Origin of the sequence: Streptomyces sp. 15-116A (genome assembly GCF_025290915.1) — a bacterium.
GTDB lineage: Bacteria > Actinomycetota > Actinomycetes > Streptomycetales > Streptomycetaceae > Streptomyces.
The window spans coordinates 1-18,689 of sequence record NZ_JAOCQE010000115.1 but is presented as its reverse complement, the minus strand read 5'-3'; the positions used below and the strand labels follow the sequence as shown (position 1 = coordinate 18,689).

Below are 18,689 nucleotides of genomic sequence, written 5' to 3'. Positions count from 1 at the left end.
AGGCGGTGGGCCAGGTGGTCCGGGCGGCCGCGTGGCAGGGGGCGGCGGGCCAGCCACCGGGACAGCACCACCAGGACGGCGTCCGCGCACACCACGGCCGTGAGCGCGAACAGCACTCCCGCGCTCGCGCCCACGCCATGTCCGGCGCGTACGAAGACGGCCGCCGCGGCCAGCACGAACCCCGCGAACAGCGCGCCGCCCGCACCGAGCGCCACCCGCGCGGGATGCCAGTTGTGCATCAGGAACCCGGTGAGCGCGGCGGCCAGCACACTCAGCAGCACCGCCACCCCGTCCATCAGCTCCACGGCCGCACACGCCGCCACCCCGAACGCGGTCACCACCCCCACACCACCGGCCAGCCCGTCGGCGTGGTCAAGCCCCCGGAACGCCACGGTGACGCAGACGACCCACCCGGCGGCGAGCAGCCCCACGCCCGGCCCGGTCTCCGCGTACGGCACGACGAGCACCGCCGCCAGAGCCGTACCGGCGACCGGCACCCACCAGCGCAGCCGCCAGTGGTCCACGGCCAGCCCGAGCGCACCGACACAGACCCCGGCCACCAGCAGCCGCCCGACCCCGGTGCCGAGCGGTGCGACGCCCGTCCAGTCGCCGACACCGGCGACCAGGGCGGTCACCAGCAGGACGGCCACTCCCCCGGACAGCGGAACCGCCCGCTGCCGCCGCCGGTCCACGGCGCCGAGGCGCAGGGCGGGGCCCCGCAGCGCCGCCGTGAGCAGGGCGGAGAGCAGCAGGGCGGTGGTGGCGACGACGATCCCGTAGAGCACGGATATAAGTTAGGGGCGTATGTACGGATTTGGCGTGAATAACACGAACGGAAGCGAGGTGCCACGGCAGACACCCCCGCTCGCCCCCCCGTTCGGCCCCATGTCAGGCAACCCTCAGCGATTCAGATCACCCCGTGCCCGGCTACAGTGCGGCCGAAGATAGGGGTAGTCTCAAACGGACTGCATAAGTTACCGCTTAGTAATCTCGATTCGGGGAAGCCGTAGCGGAGCCCCCGACGAACGCCTCGCAGGCCCGAGGAGCCCCCATGCAACTCGCCGCGATCATCGTGTCGCTGGTCCTGACCGTGGTCGGCGTTGCGCTGCTCGCACGCGCGATCGCCCAGTTCGTCCGGTACTTCAAGCTGGGCCAGCCGGTCCCGGCCGGTACCCGGACCGACAACCCCTACCAGCGCAGTGTGACCCTGGTGCGGGAGTTCCTCGGCCACACGCGCATGAACAGGTGGGGCATCGTCGGCATCGCCCACTGGTTCGTGGCGGTCGGCTTCCTGACGCTGCCGCCGACGCTGGCACAGGCCTTCGGCCAGCTCTTCCAGGCCGACTGGACGCTTCCGGTCATCGGCGGCTTCCTGCCGTTCGAGATGTACATCGAGTTCATCGGCGTGATGACCGTGATCGGCATCGCCGTACTCATCGTCATCCGGCTGCTGAGCCTGCCGTCCCGCCCGGGCCGCAAGTCGCGCTTCGCCGGCTCCAAGGCGGGTCAGGCGTACTTCGTCGAGTACGTCATCCTCACCATCGGCCTGGCGATCTACGTCCTGCGCGGCCTGGAGGGCGCACTGCACCACGTGGACCACTACGAGGCCGCGTACTTCGCCTCGTACCCGCTGGTGCAGGTCTTCGACGGGCTGAGCGTCGAGACGCTGCAGAACCTCGTCTACTTCACCGCGATGATCAAGATCGGCACGTCCTTCGTGTGGATGATCGTCGTCTCGCTCAACACCAACATGGGCGTCGCCTGGCACCGCTTCCTCGCCTTCCCGAACATCTGGTTCAAGCGCAACGCGACGGGCGAGACCGCCCTCGGCGCGCTCCAGCCGATGACCTCGGGCGGCAAGCCGATCGACTTCACCGACCCCGGTGACGACGACGTCTTCGGCGTCTCCCAGGTCGAGCAGTTCTCCTGGAAGGGCCTGCTGGACTTCTCCACCTGCACCGAGTGCGGCCGCTGCCAGTCGCAGTGCCCGGCCTGGAACACCGGCAAGCCGCTCTCCCCGAAGCTGCTGATCATGTCCCTGCGGGATCACGCGCACGCCAAGGCGCCGTACCTGCTGGCCGGCGGCGGCAAGACGATGGAGGGCGAGGAGAAGGCGTCCGAGGAGCAGCTCAAGGACGTCCCCGCCGCCGCTCTCGCCGAGGCCGAGCGCCCGCTGATCGGCACCGCCGAGGAGAACGGCGTCATCGACCCGGACGTCCTGTGGTCCTGCACCACCTGCGGCGCCTGCGTCGAGCAGTGCCCGGTGGACATCGAGCACATCGACCACATCGTCGACATGCGCCGCTACCAGGTGATGATCGAGTCCGCGTTCCCGTCCGAGGCGGGCACGATGCTCAAGAACCTGGAGAAGAAGGGCAACCCCTGGGGCCTGGCGAAGAAGCAGCGCCTGGAGTGGCTCAAGGAGGTCGACTTCGAGGTCCCGGTCGTCGGCAAGGACATCGAGGACCTGTCCGAGGTCGAGTACCTGTACTGGGTCGGCTGCGCCGGCGCCCTGGAGGACCGCGCCAAGAAGACCACCAAGGCCTTCGCGGAGCTGCTGCACATCGCGGGTGTCAAGTTCGCGATCATGGGCGGCGACGAGAAGTGCACCGGTGACTCCGCCCGCCGCCTCGGCAACGAGCCCCTCTTCCAGGAGCTCGGCATGGAGAACGTCGCCGCGCTGAACATGGCCTTCGGCGAGGAGATGGACGACGAGGGCAACATCACGCCCGAGTCGAAGAAGCCCAAGTCGGCGAAGAAGATCGTCGCCACCTGCCCGCACTGCCTGAACACCCTCGGCAACGAGTACCCGCAGCTCGGCGGCGACTACGAGGTCATCCACCACACCCAGCTGCTCCAGCACCTCGTCGACGAGGGCAAGCTGATCCCGGTGACCCCGGTCGAGGGCATCATCACGTACCACGACCCGTGCTACCTGGGCCGCCACAACAAGATCTACACGCCCCCGCGCGAGATCATCGCCAGCGTCCCCGGCATCCGCAACGAGGAGATGCACCGCCACAAGGAGCGCGGCTTCTGCTGCGGCGCCGGTGGTGCGCGGATGTGGATGGAGGAGCGGATCGGCAAGCGCATCAACAACGAGCGCGTCGACGAGGCGCTGTCGCTGAACCCCGACATCGTGTCGACGGCCTGCCCGTTCTGCCTGGTCATGCTGACCGACTCCGTGAACGGCAAGAAGAACGACGGCAAGGCCAAGGAGTCCATCCAGGTCGTCGACGTCGCCCAGCTGCTGCTGGAGTCCGTGAAGACGCCGGTCGACCCGGAGGGGTCGGACGAGACCGAGACCGCGCCGGAGCCCGAGCCGGTGAAGTAGACGGCACGCGCTGTTGACGAAGGGGCCGCCCGAGGATGGGCGGCCCCTTCGTCATGTTCACGTACAACCCTTGCCCCGGCCTGATGGTCTCTTGATCGCCGACCGCACGGTGAACCCGAGGACAACTCCCGGCGAACTCGGACGGTCCCGGCACCTCATCGACTCCGGATGCCCGCCAGGCATCCCCCGCATGCCGCAGGAGAACCGCATGCACCAGCATCTGAGACTCGCCCTCGCCACGGCCACCGCCGCCGCGCTGACGGGCGGGCTGCTCACCTTCGCCACCGCACCCGCGGTCGCCGCCGACTCCACCCGCGTCGCCCAGGCCGACTTCAACAACGACGGCAAGGGCGACGTGGCCTTCTCGGCCCAGGGCGCCCACGTCAGCGGCAAGGAGGCCGCCGGCCAGCTCGTCGTCCTCTACGGCACGTCCTCCGGGGTGTCCTCCGCCAAGCGCCACACCCTCAGCCAGAACAGCACCGGCGTGCCCGGCACCGCCGAGACCGGTGACGAGTTCGGCGGCGACTCCGCCTACGCCGACTTCAACGGCGACGGCTACGACGACCTCGCCGTCTCCGCCCCCACCGAGGACGTCGACGGCGACACGGACGGCGGCACCGTCGCCATCCTGTGGGGCTCCGCCGCCGGGATCACCGGCAAGGGCGTCACCGTCACGGACCCGGCCCGCTCCTCCCACGACCAGTGGGGCGACGAGCTCGCCGCCGGCGACTTCGACGGCGACGGCAAGGCCGACCTGGCCGTCGGCAGCAGCGGCACCGCCATCCACGTCTTCAAGGGCGGCTTCACCACCTCCGGCACGTCCGGCGGCCGGTACACCGTCACGCCCCCGATCATGAGCGGCACCGGCGGCCCGATGAACCTGACCGCGGGCGACATCGACGGCGGCCCGACCGACCTGATCGTCGACGGCTTCGAGACCGAGACGGACTACGGCTGGAACCGGAACTTCTTCATCCCCGGCTCCGCGAGCGGCCTGGACGACTCCGCGGCCACGTCCCTCAAGCCCGGCGTGATCACCGCCGTCGGCGACATCGACAACGACGGCTACGGCGACATCGTCAGCGGCGCCTACTGGAACTCCACCACGGAGGACGGCACCCCGGTCCCCGACTCCGCCAACGGCGGCAAGGTGTGGGTGACCTACGGCTCCGCGAGCGGCCCGCTCACCTCCGAGGCCACCGGCATCACGCAGAACACCGGCAACGTCCCCGGCACCTCCGAGGGCAACGACTTCTTCGGCTACGAGCTCGACCTCGGCGACATCAACGGCGACGACTACCTCGACCTCGCCATCGGCGTGGCCGGCGAGAACATCGGCGAGGCCGTCAACACCGGCTCGGTCACCGTGCTCTACGGCACCGCCAACGGCCTGAACACCACCTCCGGCACCCAGTCCTTCTCGCAGGACACCGCCGGCGTCCCGGGCGGCAACGAGGACGACGACATGCTCGGCATGGACCTCAAGCTCGACGACGTCACCGGCGACGGCAAGGCCGACCTGATCGTCGGCTCGGCCGAGAACGCCGGCAACGGCGCGGTCCTCCACCTGCCGTCGAACGGCCGGATCACCACGACCGGCGCCCGCACGGTCTCCCCGAGCACCTCCGGCGTCTCGACGACGGGCACCCCGTTCTTCGGCGCGAACTTCGCCGACTGATCCCTCAGCTCCACCAGCCGCCGGGCCCGTACGACTCGGGCCCGGCGGCGCCCCGGTCCGCCCCGCACCACGCCCCGTCCCGCCCCCGCACCCCCGTCCCACCCTGCTGGAGCCCTCCTTGCGCAAGCGCACACTCCTCATCGCCACCGCCCTGACCTCCGGGCTGCTCACCGCCCTGCCCGTCACGGGCGCCGCGGCCGCCCCCTCCGGCCTGGCCGGTGACTTCAACGGCGACGGATACCGGGACCTCGCCATCGGCGCGTCGAGCGCGGACGCGGGCTCCGTCCCGTACGCCGGTGCCGTCGTCGTGCTGTACGGCTCGTCCTCCGGCGTCTCGGCCGCGAAGAAGACCGTCATCACCCAGAACTCCGCCGCCGTCCCCGGCGCCGCCGAGGACGGCGACCGCTTCGGCAACAGCCTGGCCGCCGGGGACCTCGACCGCGACGGCTACAGCGATCTCGTCGTCGGCGCCGAGCACGAGGCCATCGGCGATCGCGACGGCATCGGCTCGGTCACCGTCCTGTGGGGCGGCGCGTCCGGCCTGTCCGGCGGCGCGGCGCTCCCCCAGCCGTCCCGTCTCAGCGAGTGGGGCGGCTACTCCGCCGGCGTCGCCACCGGCGACTTCGACGGCGACGGCGACACCGACGTCACCGCCACGGGCCAGAGCCGCACCTACCTCTACCAGGGCCCCTTCACCCGCACGGGCACTCCCGCCGGCCACCAGGGCGTCGACGAACTCGGCTCGACCTACTCGGTGTTCGCGGGCGACATCACCGGCGACCGGGCGGCCGAGCGGGTCTACCCGTTCGGCGTCGACGGCGACTCGGCCGGCGCGGTCCACTACATGCGCCACGACCCCGGCAACTGGGACGCCCACCCCGAGTCGGACTACGCCCTCACCGAGCTGCCCCACGCCGACGGACTGGACGGCGTGATCGCCGACGTCGACAAGGACGGCTACGGCGACGTCGTCCTCGGCGACCACGGCGACCCGAGGGACGGCAACTCCGTCAACGGCCACACCGGCGGGCAGATCACCGTCTGGTACGGCGGCCCGGGCGGCCCCGACCCCGACCAGCGGCCCACCGTCATCCACCAGGACACCGCGGGCGTGCCCGGGGGCGGCGAGGAAGGCGACCTGTTCGGCGCGGCGCTGAGCGCGGGCGACATCAACGGCGACGGCTACGCCGACATCGCGGTCGGCGCCTTCGGCGAGGACCTCGGCACCAAGAAGGACACCGGCGCGGTGACCGTCCTGTTCGGCTCGGCCTCCGGTCTGACCGGCACGGGCGCCAAGCAGTACGCGCAGAACACCACGGGCGTGCCCGGCAGCGACGAGAGCCACGACTGGTTCGGCCAGTCGGTGCGTCTGACCGACCTCGACAAGAACGGCAGGGCCGAGCTCGTCGTGGGCGCCGGCGGTGAGAACGGCTACGGCGCGATCACCGTCCTGCGCGGCACGGCCACCGGACTGACCACGTCCGGCGCGAAGTTCCTCTCCGCGAGGGACGTCTCCCTCAAGGGCAACGCGAACTTCGGCTGGGGCTTCGCCCAGTAACCCGCCGCCCGCCCGCGCTGCCGCACCAGCGGCGGGTCACTGGGCCGAGCCCCCCGTCGGAACCGGGACCGCACGGCTCACCGCCCCGCCCGTATCCGCCCACCCCTCAGGAGTCCCATGCGCCCCCGCGCCCTCACCACCGCGGCCCTTCTCGTCGCCGCCCTGACCGCCCCGGCCGTCCTCGGCCCGGCCGGTCCCACCGCGCACGCCGCCCCGGCCCCCGCCACCCCGTACGACTTCAACGGCGACGGCTACACCGACCTGGCGATCGGCGCGCCGGACGCCACGGTCGCCGGCCAGGCGCAGGCGGGCGCGGTCTCCGTCGTCCCCGGCGGCCCCACCGGCCCGAAGACCTCCAGCCGCACCCTGATCACCCAGAACACCACCGCGATCCCCGGCACCGCCGAGGCCGGCGACGCCTTCGGCGCTGCCCTGGCCTCCGCCGACCTGAACGCCGACGGCTACGCCGACCTCCTGATCGGCGCACCCGGCGAGGACATCCCCGGCGACTCGGGCAACGGCACGGCCGTCATCGTCTGGGGATCGGCGTCCGGCCCCTCGGGTGCACGGACCCTCTTCCACTTCTCCGACCGGGAGGCCGACCGCTACGGCCAGGCCCTCGCCACAGGTGACTTCGACGACGACGGCGACCTCGACGTCGCCGCCGGCTCCACCGGCACGATCGTCCTGTCCGTCGTGAACGGGCCGCTCACCAAGACCGGCGCGCACAACGGCGGGGGCGGCTCCTCCCACGACTGGTGGTCCACCACGACCGGCGTCACCCACCTCACCTCCGCCGACACCGCCGGCGACGGCCGCGGACCCGTGGTGCTGCACGGCCGCACCGCGCACAACGGCGCCGCCGCCACCGCACTGGCCGACCTGCGGATCGGCAACTTCACCGACTGGCTCCAGGGCATGCCGACCGGCTTCGTCTCCGCCGCCGGCGACATCGACCACGACGGCCACACGGACTTCGCCGTCGGCAACGACCGGGAGACCTCCGCCGACCCCGGCGGCGCGAAGGGCGGCAAGGTCTCGGTCGTCTACGGCGGCCCGGAGGGCCTGGACCCCGGCCGCGCCCCTCTCGTCCTCACCCAGGACACCGCCGGCGTCCCCGGCGCCGCCGAGACCGGCGACCGCTTCGGCAGCGGCGTCGCCCTCGGTGACGTCGACGGCGACGGGTACGCCGACCTCGCCGTAGGCGCCGCCGGCGAGAACAGCGGGGCCGGCTCGGTCACCGTCCTGTACGGCTCGGCCTCGGGACTCACCACGCGGGGCGCCGAGTCCTTCACCCAGAACACCACGGGCGTGCCCGGCACCTCGGAGAACGGCGACCTCTTCGGCACCCGCCTCGCCCTCGCCGACCGTACCGGCGACGCCCGCGCCGACCTCACCGTCTCCGCACCGGGCGAGAACGCCGGTGACGGCTCGGTCTGGTTCCTGCGGGGCACGACGTCCGGACTCACCACCACGGGCGGGCTCAGCCTCGGCCCCGCGACGGCGGGCGTGTCCACCTCGGGCACCCCCCGCCTCGGCACGTCCCTCGGCGGCTGACCACACCGCTTCCCCCCGTCGACGTCCGTCCCCCGGAGGACCAGCCCCCGCGGAAGCCCTCCGCGGGACGGACGCCGGGCCTGACGGCCCCTTAGGGGATGTCACAGCTCGGCCGCAAAGGGGCCCTTGAAACCAGGGGCCGGACACGTGACCTTGCCGGACCAGGTACGTTCGAAGACGTGGCTGGATTCAGGATCGGACGCGGCCGGAACAACAACGGCGCTCCCAACGCGCGACCGCAACACCCCCCGTACGGACAGCAGACGCCGCAGGGGCCGTCGTACGGCTACCCGCAGGCGCCGCAGCCGTACCCGCAGCAGCCGTCGTACGGCAACGGCGGCGGCGGTCCCTGGCCGGGCCCCCACGGCGGACACGGTGGGCACGGCCCGGGTCATGGGGGCCACGGCGGCCATGGCGGTCACGGGGAGCCCGAGTACTTCGGCGACGGCGCGTACCCGCCCGGCACGCACGCCCCGCACGACCCGTACGCGGCCAACAACCCCGGTCACACCCAGGCCTTCTCCATCGACGAGGACCCCTACAACCAGGGCGGCACCTACCGCGCCGGCTCGGCCGCGCCGCCCGGCCCGGTCGGCCCCCGTCTGCACTGGAAGGACCTGCTCAAGGGCATCGTCCTGAACCCGGCCCGGACGTTCCTGCAGATGCGGGACTACACGATGTGGGGCCCGGCCCTCGTCGTCACCTTCATCTACGGCCTGATCGCCGTCTTCGGCTTCGACGGCGCCCGCGAGGACGCGATCAACGCGACCCTGTCGAACGCGGTGCCGATCGTCCTGACGACGGCCGTGGCGATGGTGCTCAGCGCCTTCGTCCTGGGCGTGGTCACCCACACCCTGGCCCGCCAGCTCGGCGGCGACGGCGCCTGGCAGCCCACGGTCGGCCTGTCCATGCTGATCATGTCCCTCACGGACGCGCCGCGCCTGCTCGTCGCGACGTTCCTCGGCGGCGACGCGCCCTTCGTCCAGATCCTCGGCTGGGCCACCTGGGTCGCGGCGGGCGCCCTGCTGACGATGATGGTCAGCCGCTCCCACGACCTGCCCTGGCCGAAGGCGCTGGGCGCGTCGGCGATCCAGCTGATCGCGCTGCTGTCGATCGTGAAGCTGGGCACATTCTGACGTTCTGACCCGGCGGGCGCGACGACCGAACGAACTAGGGGCTCCCTGCAGGGAGCCCCTTTACTTTGGATGCTTCTGCCGCTCAGGCGTCGAGCACCTGCCCCGCCCGCTTGACGACGGGCGGCTGAACGGACCACGGGAAGTTGATCCAGTCGTCGGTGCGCTTCCAGACGTACTCGCACTTCACCAGCGACTGCGTCTTCTCGTAGACGACGGCGCTGCGGACCTCGGCGACGGCGTCGAGGCAGAAGTCGCGGACCAGCTTGAGCGTCTTGCCGGTGTCGGCGACGTCGTCCGCGATCAGCACCTTCTTGTCGGTGAAGTCGATGGCGTTGGGGACGGGCGCGAGCATGACGGGCATCTCGAGGGTCGTCCCGACGCCGGTGTAGAACTCGACGTTCACGAGATGGATGTTCTTGCAGTCGAGGGCATAGGCGAGCCCGCCGGCGACGAAGACGCCGCCGCGTGCGATGGAGAGCACTATGTCGGGCTGGTAGCCGTCGTCGGCGATGGCCTGCGCGAGCGCGCGCACCGCCACGCCGAACTGCTCGTAGGTGAGGTTCTCCCGTACGTCGCTCATGCCGCTCACACCTGCGTCCGGTGGAAGTTGAGGTAGGACCGCGAGGCGGTGGGCCCGCGCTGACCCTGGTAGCGGGAGCCGTAGCGCTCACTGCCGTACGGGGACTCGGCGGGCGAGCTGAGCCGGAACATGCACAGCTGGCCGATCTTCATGCCGGGCCACAGCTTGATGGGGAGCGTGGCGAGGTTGGACAGCTCCAGGGTCACGTGGCCGCTGAACCCGGGGTCGATGAACCCGGCGGTGGAGTGCGTGACCAGCCCGAGCCGGCCGAGAGAGCTCTTGCCCTCCAGCCGCGACGCGAGATCGTCGGGCAGGGTGATGACCTCGTACGTCGAGGCGAGGACGAACTCCCCGGGGTGCAGGATGAACGGCTCGTCCCCCTCCGGCTCGACGAGCCGGGTCAGATCGGCCTGCTCGATGGAGGGGTCGATGTGCGGGTACCGGTGATTCTCGAACACCCGGAAATAGCGGTCCAGCCGTACGTCGATGCTGGACGGCTGCACCATGGATTCGTCGTAGGGATCGATCCGCACCCGCCCGGCGTCGATCTCGGCCCGGATGTCCTTGTCTGAGAGAAGCACGCCCCGAGAATACGCAAGGCGCGCGGACCGGCCACCATCGCACCGTCCACGCGCCATGTCCGCAGACCGCGGAACTACGGTCGGTGAAGCGTCACCGACGCCTCGTTACTGATATTGCTCACTGCTGCTTCTGCAGGGTCACCGGTACGACGCTGCGGAGCCGCGCGCAGCGCGGACAGCGCAGCAGCCGGCCGGGGCCGAGGCGCTCGGCCTGCTGCATCGGGAACGAGGCGGCGGTGAACACGTGCCCATCGGCACAGCGGACGACGGTGCGCTCCATCAAGTCCAAGAGTCCCTTCCCCAAGAGCCGCGTCTGGCTGACTGCCGTGACGACAAAAGGCACCCTACGGGATCAAAGGGACGCCCCTCCAGGCGGCACTCCGCACGCCCGCACCCCCTTCACGGTACGCCCCAACTCCTGCCCCCCGCAGCCACATCCACCCCTGAAACAGAGTCAGGCCCCCGGGGCTTGGACACCGGGGGCCTGGCATGGGGTAAAGTAAGCGAGCGTCCGGACACCGATCACGGTCGGGGTCCCGGATCTTACGCGGGTGTAGTTTAATGGTAGAACATCAGCTTCCCAAGCTGAGAGCGCGAGTTCGATTCTCGTCACCCGCTCTTCTTGAAGCCCCAGGTCAGCGGCCTGGGGCTTGCTTATTGATGAGCCGTCGCTGCGTTTCGCGGGCCTCCTGTCGTCGACGATTGGGCACGCGGAGGGCACGAGTTCCTTGAGGCAGCAAGCCGCCCGCATCGCAGCACGACGCTGACCTGCTCTTTGAACGTCGCTGAGCGAGAGGTTGGCACGGTCCGAGCCCTCAGCCCGCCGTTCCCGGACAACGCCGGACACCTGCCCCACACCGCACCTCGTCGTGGGTGGATGCGAATCTCTTGCGGAGGCGGGCACTGACCGGGAAGGAGCCTGCATCAGAGCGGAAGGTCGCCAGGGAATACCCGAGCGGCCTCCTGCCCCCTTCGATTGTCGGCCTCATGGCGACTGCAGCTACGACGCTGACGCCCCCACACCGTTTTGCGCAGCGTGACCAAGCTTGCCGACGTTACCTGCGATGCCGTACGTGCAGACGACGACCACCCTGGCCACGGGCGACCAAGTCACGGACGACGGGGCGGAGGACATCCTGGGCAGAGCAGGGCTCATGTGCAGGGGCCTGGCCGCCTCCTCTGAGCCAGACCCGCCCGTTGAGGCCTCAGCACGGTGCGTGGTCAGGTCCGTCCCTGCCGTAGATGGCGGGAAGCGGCGAGGCAGGAGGACAGCCATGTCGCCTCCTCGCGGTTGATGATCAGGTCCGCAACAGTGATCATCCCGTCCATCGGGCCGTCGAGCCGAATCGAGTGGTCACCGACGAGGAACATCTCCCAGTCCGCGTCGCTGTGCCAGAGCCGAGCGGATTTCTCGCCCCGACGCTGGGCGAACACGAGTTCCTCTCCGTACTCGTTCATGAAGTATCCGACATAGTCCTTGTCGGTGATCTCACCGCCGCACAAGCGGGCCAGGAGCGGTTCGATCGCGGGTGCTGTGTCGGTCATGCGGCGGACTCCTCGTCCGGGTCGGGGTCTGCGTCCTGCCGTGCCGACGACAGAGCCAGCATGCGGGAGGCTGACTCCAGCAGGGTCTCGTATGTGATCACTTCTATGCGCGCCTGGTGTGTGTTGTAGGTTCGCAGCGTCTCCGCGATCTCCTGGGAGGTGACGTCCCCGGTCACGTACCGCGGGTGTCCGATCACGACCGTCGCCGACGCCCGGCGGGTGTCGACTCCGTGCTCGGCCAGGATGCTCGGGCGGTTCTCGTCCATGGCCCGGAGGTAGTTCTGCGCCTGGGAGACCGCGCGGTGCGCCGGGGCACCCAACATGAGGTGGCCGGAGCGTCGTATGACCAGGTCCTTGATGTTGGCGCGCTTGAGCTCCACCACGTGCAGGGAGCCGTCGCCGCGCAGGAGCGGGATGTCGAGGATGGCGTCCGGGGTGTACTGCCGGCGTGCCAGCTCGGCCACGTAGGCCCCGCCGAAGATCCATTCCTGGTTCTTCAGACAGCCGTGGAGGGCACTCTCGGAGCTGTCCGGGTCCTCCACCGCGGTACGCAGGGCCGCCAGGCCGACCTGCCTGGCCCGCAGTTCGAGCAACTGGGCCAGCATGCCGGCGTCGACATCGGCCAGGACGTCGCTCATCATCCGGGCGGCCTCAGCGGAGGCGGGCCGGGGCAGGTTGCGGAGGACCATCTCCATGTGCCCGTATTCCTGGAGTCGCCTCGCCTCCTTGGTGGAGAGCCGGATCCCGCCCTCGCCGTCCCCGAGGCCCAGGTAGTCGACGGACTGGGCTATGCCGCGAAAAAGGTCACGGGCGTCGGCGGCGGTTGCGCCGGGCTTGTCGCGGCACAGGACGTCAAGGGCGGCGACCGCCCTGTCCGCACCCAGTGCGGCCATCCTGCGCATCTGCTTCTCGCTGCGCTGTCGGGCTTCGTCGTCGTAGTAGTTCTCAAGGATGTCAAGGAACAGTTCGCCTCCGGCATACGCGGCGAAGCGCTGAAAGCGCTGGGCGAATGCGAAGTCGCCCTGGAGGATGGCCTCTTGGGCCACGTCCTCCAAGGCGTTTACCAGCGGCCTGCCCTTGCCGTACGTCCCACCGAGGCCGCCCATGATGTGCAGCACCGCGTCGACGCGCTCCCGGACGCGCGCATCCTCAGTCAGTTCCCGCGCCGTCTGGACCAGTTGCCAGAGCGTGAAGCCGGATCGAAATGTCGTCACGCGGGCACACTAGGGCCGGCCACTGACAACCACGCGGCAGCAGTCTCTGTGCACGCGCGAAGGCGTTCCCCGACTGGACGTCCGACCGAGTCCGGCTCGACACCGTGCCCGTCCGAGAACGCACCCTGCCCACCAGTCTTCGCGCCCCGTGCCCATAGCGTGCCCGTAAGAGCGGACAACCACGGTCAACAGCGGCGCGATCCGACCCGCACGACCGCCCGAGCAAATGCCATCTGCGCAGGTCATAGACATAGGGACCAGTCGAGCGCCGTCGCTTCCCAAGCTGAGAGCGCGAGTTCGATTCTCGTCACCCGCTCCAGAGGAAAACCCCAGGTCAGTGACCTGGGGTTTGTTTGTTGTCACGAGCGGGTTGAGTGCCGCTCTTCGGCACCCATGGGCCAGGCACCGGCCCAGCCCGCCATCAGCCAGAACCAGTAGGCAGGTTCCCGTCCACAACCTGTGAGGGAAAGCACTTCAGGTGACGTCGTGGACATTGTGCTCGAGCAGATCGGTTGCGTGCTGGGCGATGGCCCGGTAGTCGGCATCGTCGTGGAGGACGGCCAGGCCGTGGTGGGCGGCGGTGGCTGCGATGACGAGGTCCACCGCCGAGGCGCTGCGATGCTTCCCGGCCTGGGCCATACGGTGTTGCACCGCGCTGATCCAACGCCCCGCGTTCCTCGGCACCGAGACATCGGGGTAGAGGTCGGTGAACATCTCCGCGATCTCGTCGTACTCACGGCCGTTCCGGGCGCTGTACAGGAACTCGGTTCGCTGCACGTAGCAGGACGCGATGGCACCGGCGTCGATCGCGTCGTACCAGGCCGACTGCAGTTTGGGTTCGCGGAGCAGCCGGACCAGGCCGGAGGTGTCGAGCAAGTAGATCACCGGCTGTGCTTCTCCGCCCGGTGCAGGCGCTCGGCGTCCTCGACAGCACCCCACTCACGCGCACGCTCGAAGTGACGGCTGATACGCGCCGCACGCTCCTGCTGTTCGGCGTAGAAGTGCAGAGCCAGGTTCACCGCCTCCTTCTTGGTCCTGACCTTGGCCAAAGCCATGGCACGCTCCAGGGCGTCATCATCGATGTCGATCTGGGTCACAGACATACGAGCACCTCCTCCGCAATGTTGGTGATGTACATAGAAGAGTATGTCACCAACATTGACGGCACCACACTCGACAGATGGTGGCGGTCACCAGCGGTGCGAACAAGCTCCCGCAGCGGTGCCTACGTGACGAACCCGCGCAGGCCAAACGGCCGGCCTGTCGTCAGAGCGGCCGGCCGTCGCAGGGGTGGCCGGAGCCGGGAGGCTCGAACGTCGTGGCGAGGTCGTACTGGGCGATTCCGTACGGCTGGACATCGGCGTCGGCGAGGACGCGGTAGAGGAACTCGGAGGTGGACATGTCGTACCGGTGCCATGGGCCGCCGTCATGGGCCCGCGCAAGGACGGGGTATTCGCCCGGCCGCGGGGCGCCGATGAGCCAGGAGAGCTGCGCTCTGCTGCAGGCCGCGTGCCGGGCGCACGGCTGCGCGGACGGGACGTCGTGACAGGCCGCACGGCGTCGGAGCGGCGCAGCGTCTTGATCAGCGAGTCACGGTCCGACTGGTCGTACGCTCCCTCCTCAGCGCTCGCCGGTCCGGCAGCGGCCTGGACAGCTGCACGTACGGTCGCGGAACAGGGGCAGCGCAAGTAGCCGGCAGAAGGATTCAGGCGGCGGCCGGCTCCGTTGTCGTGCGCAGGGACAGGGAGTGGTGGTAGCGGCGGAGTAGGAGGAGGGCTGTGGTGGCCAGGCCGGTGAGGAGGCCCAGCCAGACTCCGAGGGTGTGGAGGGCGGTGGCGTGGGCGAAGAGCCAGGCTGCGGGGAGGCCGATGAGCCAGTAGCCGATCAGGGTGATGCGGAAGCCGCTCTTGGTGTCGTCCAGGCCGCGGAGCAGGCCGACGCCGATGTTCTGGGCGCAGTCGAAGAACTGGAGGACGGCTGCGATGAGGAGAAGGTCGGTGGCGATGTCCGTCGCGCTGTGCCCGTCTGCGGACGACGGGTCGAGGAACGGGCGCAGCACCAGGCCGGGGACGGTGAGGTAGATGACGCCGACCACGGCCATCACGGCCGCCGCGCATGCCAGTGCCGTGTTCTTGATGCGCCGGGCGGCGTCGACGCGGTTCAGGGCGAGTTCGCGGCTGACGTTGAGGGACGCGGCGTGGGAGAGGCCGACGGCGATCTGGAAGACGATGTAGATCAGCTGGTTGACGGCGGTGTGTGCGGCCAGTGCGGCGCTGCCGAAGGTGCCGATCAGCAGGGCGACCACGGAGAAGAAGCCCGCTTCGGAGCCGTAGGTCGCGGCGATGGGCACGCCCAGGCCGGTCAGCCGGCGCAGGGTGGCCGGGCGGGCCTTCCAGATCCGGATGTCCAGCAGCGTGGCGAGCCGGGGGTCGCGGCGGGCGGAGGCGTACAGGGCGAGGCAGGTCAGCACGTAGACGAGCGAGGTTGAGATGCCGATGCCGGGCAGGCCCAGCTTCGGGAAGAGCCATGTGCCGTGGATGAGCGCCCAGTTGAGGGCGGCGTTGACCGCTACGGAGGCGATCGTGATGCGGAGCAGTGCCTGGGGGCGGCGCATGCCGACGGTGAACTGGCGGATCGCCTGGAACCACAGGCACGGGATCAGCCCGGGGGCGAGGGCGAGCAGTACCGGCCAGGCGGTTTCGACGACCTCGGGGTCCTGGCCGAGGTAGGCCACGGCGCGGCCGATCAGCAGGATGACGAGCGCGCCGACGGCACCGGCCAGGGTGGCCAGCGCCAGCGCGGCGCGGACCACGTCCCGGACCTTCTCCTGGGCCGCCTCGGTGAGTTCCTCCTCCTCGTCGGCGCGCGCGGAGGCCGCGGACACCTGGTTGCCGACCGCCGTGACCAGGCCGACGCCCATGGTGCGCAGCTGGTTGAAAATGACCATCGCCAGGCCGCCGCCCGCGAGGGCCTCGGCGCCCATCAGGCCCATCATCACCGTGTCGGTGGTGGTCAGGGCGACCTGGGCGAGCTGGGTCAGGGCGAGCGGTACGGCCAGGGTCGCCAGGGCGCGGCTGTCCCGGAGCAGGGTGGTGAGCGGTGTCGGCATGGGCGTCAGTTCTCGCGGAGTTTGGTCAGCAGCTCGTCGATCTCGCGCTCGACGACCGGGTCGGCGAGATCGCGGGCGTTCATCCAGTCGTCGTTGAAGACCGTGTCCATGTATTTCTCGCCCCCGTCGTTGATCAGGGCGACCATAGTCGTGCCCGGCGCGAGTGAGGACATCCGGGTCAGGGCCTCGTACACGACGCCGCCCGCGGAGCCGCCGATGAGGAGGCCGATGCGGCGGGCCAGCACGCGTGCCGTGGCGAACGCCTCGATGTCGCCGACCTTGGCGCCCTCGTCCAGCAGGTCGTAGTCGACCATGGCCCCGATGGTGGCACCCTCGGGGGTGCCCGTGCCCGACTGGTAGTAGTCGTGGGCGGGCGGCCCGAAGGCGATCGAGCCCTTGGGCTCGACGCCGACGATCCGCACTCCGGGCACGGTTCTGCGCAGTTCCCCGCCGGTCCCGAAGAGGCCGCCGCCGGTGCCCACGGCGCCGATGAGGAGGTCGATACGGCCGTCCAGCGCGGCGTCGAGTTCGTGCGCCACGGGCCGGTAACCGTCGCCGTTGGCCGGGTTGTTGTGCTGCTCGGTGAAGTAGGCGTTGTCGCTCTCGGCCGCCAGCTTCTCGGCGAACTCCTCGCGGGCGGCCGTGGCCAGCTCCTCGTCGCCCTCCTCGGCGACGTAGACGAGCTCGGCGCCGAGTGCCTTCATGCCGCGCAGTTTGTCGGCGGCGGCGTGGTGGTCGACGACGGCGGTGAAGGTGTAGCCACGCTCGGCGGCGATGACGGCGAGGCCGAGGCCGGTGTTGCCCGAGGTGGATTCGACGATCCGGCCGCCGGGGCGCAGCAGTCCGCGTTCCTCGGCGTCGAGGACCATCTGCCGGGCCATGCGGATCTTCGCGGTGCCGGTGGGGTTGAACTGTTCGAGCTTGAGCAGGAGCCGGCTGCCCGTGTCGGTGCGGCACAGTTCGAAGAGCGGGGTGTGGCCTATGAGGTCGGAGACGCGGCTGACCATGGCGGGGCGCGAGAGTGCCTTGTCCATCGGATGGCTCCAGGGGTCTGGGGGCGAGAGTCAGGCGAGTGGAGGGCGGTCGAACCGCCAGCGGGTCGTACCGTCGGCGGTGTCGAGGACGACCTTCGGAGGCAGCGGAAGGTCGTGGAACGGCGACTCGTTGGAGTCCATCTGGTATCCGGCCGTGTTGGGGTAGACCAGCAGGTCGCCGGGGGCGGGGCGGCCGGGGAACCGCACCTTGCGCCAGGTGACCATGTCGGACTCCAGGCAGGTCGCTCCGCCGACGCAGGCGGCGTACGGCTCACCCGCGGGCTCTCCGGCGGGCAGCAGCACCGGGTCCGGCAGGTACTCGCTGCCGAACCACTGCTCGGACAGGCTCAGGCTGCTCCCGTCCACGGTGACGATTCCGTACCCGGCCCGGTCCTTGACGCCCTGCACGCGGAACACCGTGCAGCCGGCCCGGTCCAGCAGCGCCCGCCCCGGCTCCAGCAGGAGCGTCACGCCCGCCTCGCGCAGCCGCCCGGCGAGACCGCCCGCGGCGAGGATCGCGCGCAGGGCGTCGGGGCCCGCCACGGGCGAGTGGTACGGGTAGAAGTCGGCCGGAGCGAAGGACTTGGCCGCGTGATAGTGCTCAGGCCGCTGGTCGCGCAGATAGCGTTCCCAGTGTTCGGCGTCCGTGTAGTCGACGGCGAACCCGCCGCCGATGCTGATGCGGTCCGCGCGCAGGCCCAGTGACCTCGCCTTGAGGCAGTGGTCGAGCAGTTCGGCGGCGAGTTCGGCTCGCATCAGCGGGTCGTAGCCCGAGAGGTGGAAGGAGAACCCCTCCATCGCGAGTCCGGCTTCCCGGCAGCGTACGAGGGCCGTCTCCAACTCCTCGTCGTCCAGGCCGAATCGGCTGTGCGGCTGGGCGGGCGGGAGGCGCCGCAGGAGCACCCGGGCCGGGCGGCCGACGGCGCGTGCCACCGCGCCGATCCGGTCCAGTTCGTCGAGGGCGTCCACGGCGATCAGGCAGCCCTGCGGTACGGCGACGCGCAGCAGGGCGTCCGCCTTGGCGGGTCCGGTGACCACGATGTGCTCGCCGCGCACGCCGTGCCCGAGCGCGTCCCGGAGTTCGCCGGCGCCGGCGACGTCGACGCCCGTCCCGGACAGGGCGCACCGCTGGATCCATACGGCGGCCTTGTTCGCCTTCTTGGCGTAGTACACGCGTCCCTCGACGCCGAACTCGTCGAGCACGGCGGTGAAGGCGGCGGTGTTGGCGTCGAAGCGGTCGGGCAGCAGCAGATGGAAGGGGCCGCCGATCGCGTACGACAGCTCGTGCGGAAGCGCGCCGGCCAGGATCGCGTCGAGCCGCGGATCCGGGTGGGCCGGCAGCGGCGGGGCCGCTGCCGGGTCG

17 protein-coding genes and 1 tRNA gene are annotated in these 18,689 nt (G+C 70.4%); 6 read left to right on the top strand and 12 right to left on the bottom strand.

The features are described from left to right. Positions 1–785: MraY family glycosyltransferase (locus N4P33_RS19360; RefSeq protein WP_260827889.1), on the bottom strand; the 785-nt coding region annotated here is incomplete at its 3' end. A gap of 266 nt (positions 786–1,051) precedes the next feature. On the opposite strand from N4P33_RS19360, the gene N4P33_RS19355 reads away from it, so the two are divergent. From N4P33_RS19355 to N4P33_RS19335, 5 genes are all read left to right on the top strand, one after another. Beyond that, positions 1,052–3,334 carry a heterodisulfide reductase-related iron-sulfur binding cluster gene (locus N4P33_RS19355; RefSeq protein ID WP_260827888.1) on the top strand — a complete coding sequence of 761 codons (2,283 nt, stop codon included), beginning with the start codon at positions 1,052–1,054 and terminating at the stop codon, positions 3,332–3,334. A 208-nt stretch (positions 3,335–3,542) separates the two neighbouring features. Next, the gene (locus N4P33_RS19350; protein ID WP_260827887.1) at positions 3,543–5,012 is read left to right on the top strand and encodes a VCBS repeat-containing protein; all 1,470 of its coding nucleotides are present in this window, start codon (positions 3,543–3,545) and stop codon (positions 5,010–5,012) included. 118 nt (positions 5,013–5,130) lie between these two features. Beyond that, positions 5,131–6,570, top strand: coding sequence for an FG-GAP-like repeat-containing protein (locus N4P33_RS19345; RefSeq protein ID WP_260827886.1), 1,440 nt, complete (start codon positions 5,131–5,133; stop codon positions 6,568–6,570). 117 nt (positions 6,571–6,687) lie between these two features. After that, a complete protein-coding gene (locus N4P33_RS19340) occupies positions 6,688–8,127 on the top strand; it encodes a hypothetical protein (protein ID WP_260827885.1) in 1,440 nt (479 codons plus the stop codon). Positions 8,128–8,225: 98 nt separating this feature from the next. Next, positions 8,226–9,263, top strand: a complete 1,038-nt coding sequence (locus tag N4P33_RS19335) for a Yip1 family protein (RefSeq protein ID WP_260827884.1) — start codon at positions 8,226–8,228, stop codon at positions 9,261–9,263. An 82-nt stretch (positions 9,264–9,345) separates the two neighbouring features. Here the strand turns inward: N4P33_RS19335 and N4P33_RS19330 are convergent, their stop codons facing one another. From N4P33_RS19330 to N4P33_RS19320, 3 genes are all read right to left on the bottom strand, one after another. Beyond that, positions 9,346–9,843 (bottom strand): phosphoribosyltransferase, encoded by a 498-nt coding sequence (locus tag N4P33_RS19330; RefSeq protein ID WP_260827883.1) that lies wholly within the window; start codon positions 9,841–9,843, stop codon positions 9,346–9,348. A 5-nt stretch (positions 9,844–9,848) separates the two neighbouring features. Next, positions 9,849–10,424 carry a dCTP deaminase gene (gene dcd, locus N4P33_RS19325; RefSeq protein WP_260827882.1) on the bottom strand — a complete coding sequence of 192 codons (576 nt, stop codon included), beginning with the start codon at positions 10,422–10,424 and terminating at the stop codon, positions 9,849–9,851. Positions 10,425–10,542: 118 nt separating this feature from the next. Beyond that, entirely contained in the window at positions 10,543–10,707 is a 165-nt protein-coding gene (locus N4P33_RS19320; protein ID WP_260827891.1) for a hypothetical protein, read from the bottom strand. A gap of 264 nt (positions 10,708–10,971) precedes the next feature. Here N4P33_RS19320 and N4P33_RS19315 point away from each other — a divergent pair. Beyond that, positions 10,972–11,042, top strand: a tRNA-Gly gene (locus N4P33_RS19315). A gap of 603 nt (positions 11,043–11,645) precedes the next feature. Here N4P33_RS19315 and N4P33_RS19310 read toward each other — a convergent pair. The 8 genes from N4P33_RS19310 to N4P33_RS19275 form a co-directional block, all read right to left on the bottom strand. Beyond that, positions 11,646–11,969 carry a hypothetical protein gene (locus N4P33_RS19310; RefSeq protein WP_260827881.1) on the bottom strand — a complete coding sequence of 108 codons (324 nt, stop codon included), beginning with the start codon at positions 11,967–11,969 and terminating at the stop codon, positions 11,646–11,648. After that, complete coding sequence (locus N4P33_RS19305) at positions 11,966–13,183, bottom strand: DUF4263 domain-containing protein (protein ID WP_260827880.1); 1,218 nt, start codon at positions 13,181–13,183, stop codon at positions 11,966–11,968. The genes N4P33_RS19310 and N4P33_RS19305 overlap by 4 nt, the downstream gene beginning before the upstream one ends. A gap of 474 nt (positions 13,184–13,657) precedes the next feature. After that, positions 13,658–14,068, bottom strand: coding sequence for a PIN domain-containing protein (locus tag N4P33_RS19300; protein WP_260827879.1), 411 nt, complete (start codon positions 14,066–14,068; stop codon positions 13,658–13,660). Continuing rightward, on the bottom strand, positions 14,065–14,286 hold the full coding sequence (locus tag N4P33_RS19295) for a type II toxin-antitoxin system VapB family antitoxin (protein ID WP_180989643.1): 222 nt from the start codon (positions 14,284–14,286) through the stop codon (positions 14,065–14,067). The genes N4P33_RS19300 and N4P33_RS19295 overlap by 4 nt, the downstream gene beginning before the upstream one ends. Before the next feature lie 163 nt (positions 14,287–14,449). After that, positions 14,450–14,584, bottom strand: coding sequence for a hypothetical protein (locus tag N4P33_RS19290; RefSeq protein WP_260827878.1), 135 nt, complete (start codon positions 14,582–14,584; stop codon positions 14,450–14,452). A 304-nt stretch (positions 14,585–14,888) separates the two neighbouring features. Then, on the bottom strand, positions 14,889–16,292 hold the full coding sequence (locus tag N4P33_RS19285) for an MATE family efflux transporter (RefSeq protein ID WP_260827877.1): 1,404 nt from the start codon (positions 16,290–16,292) through the stop codon (positions 14,889–14,891). Between the two features lie 5 nt (positions 16,293–16,297). Further along, positions 16,298–17,326: a cysteine synthase family protein gene (locus N4P33_RS19280; protein WP_260827876.1), complete on the bottom strand. Its 1,029-nt coding sequence runs from the start codon at positions 17,324–17,326 to the stop codon at positions 16,298–16,300. 30 nt (positions 17,327–17,356) lie between these two features. Next, on the bottom strand, positions 17,357–18,667 hold the full coding sequence (locus tag N4P33_RS19275) for a Y4yA family PLP-dependent enzyme (RefSeq protein WP_260827890.1): 1,311 nt from the start codon (positions 18,665–18,667) through the stop codon (positions 17,357–17,359). Positions 18,668–18,689: the final 22 nt, after the last annotated feature.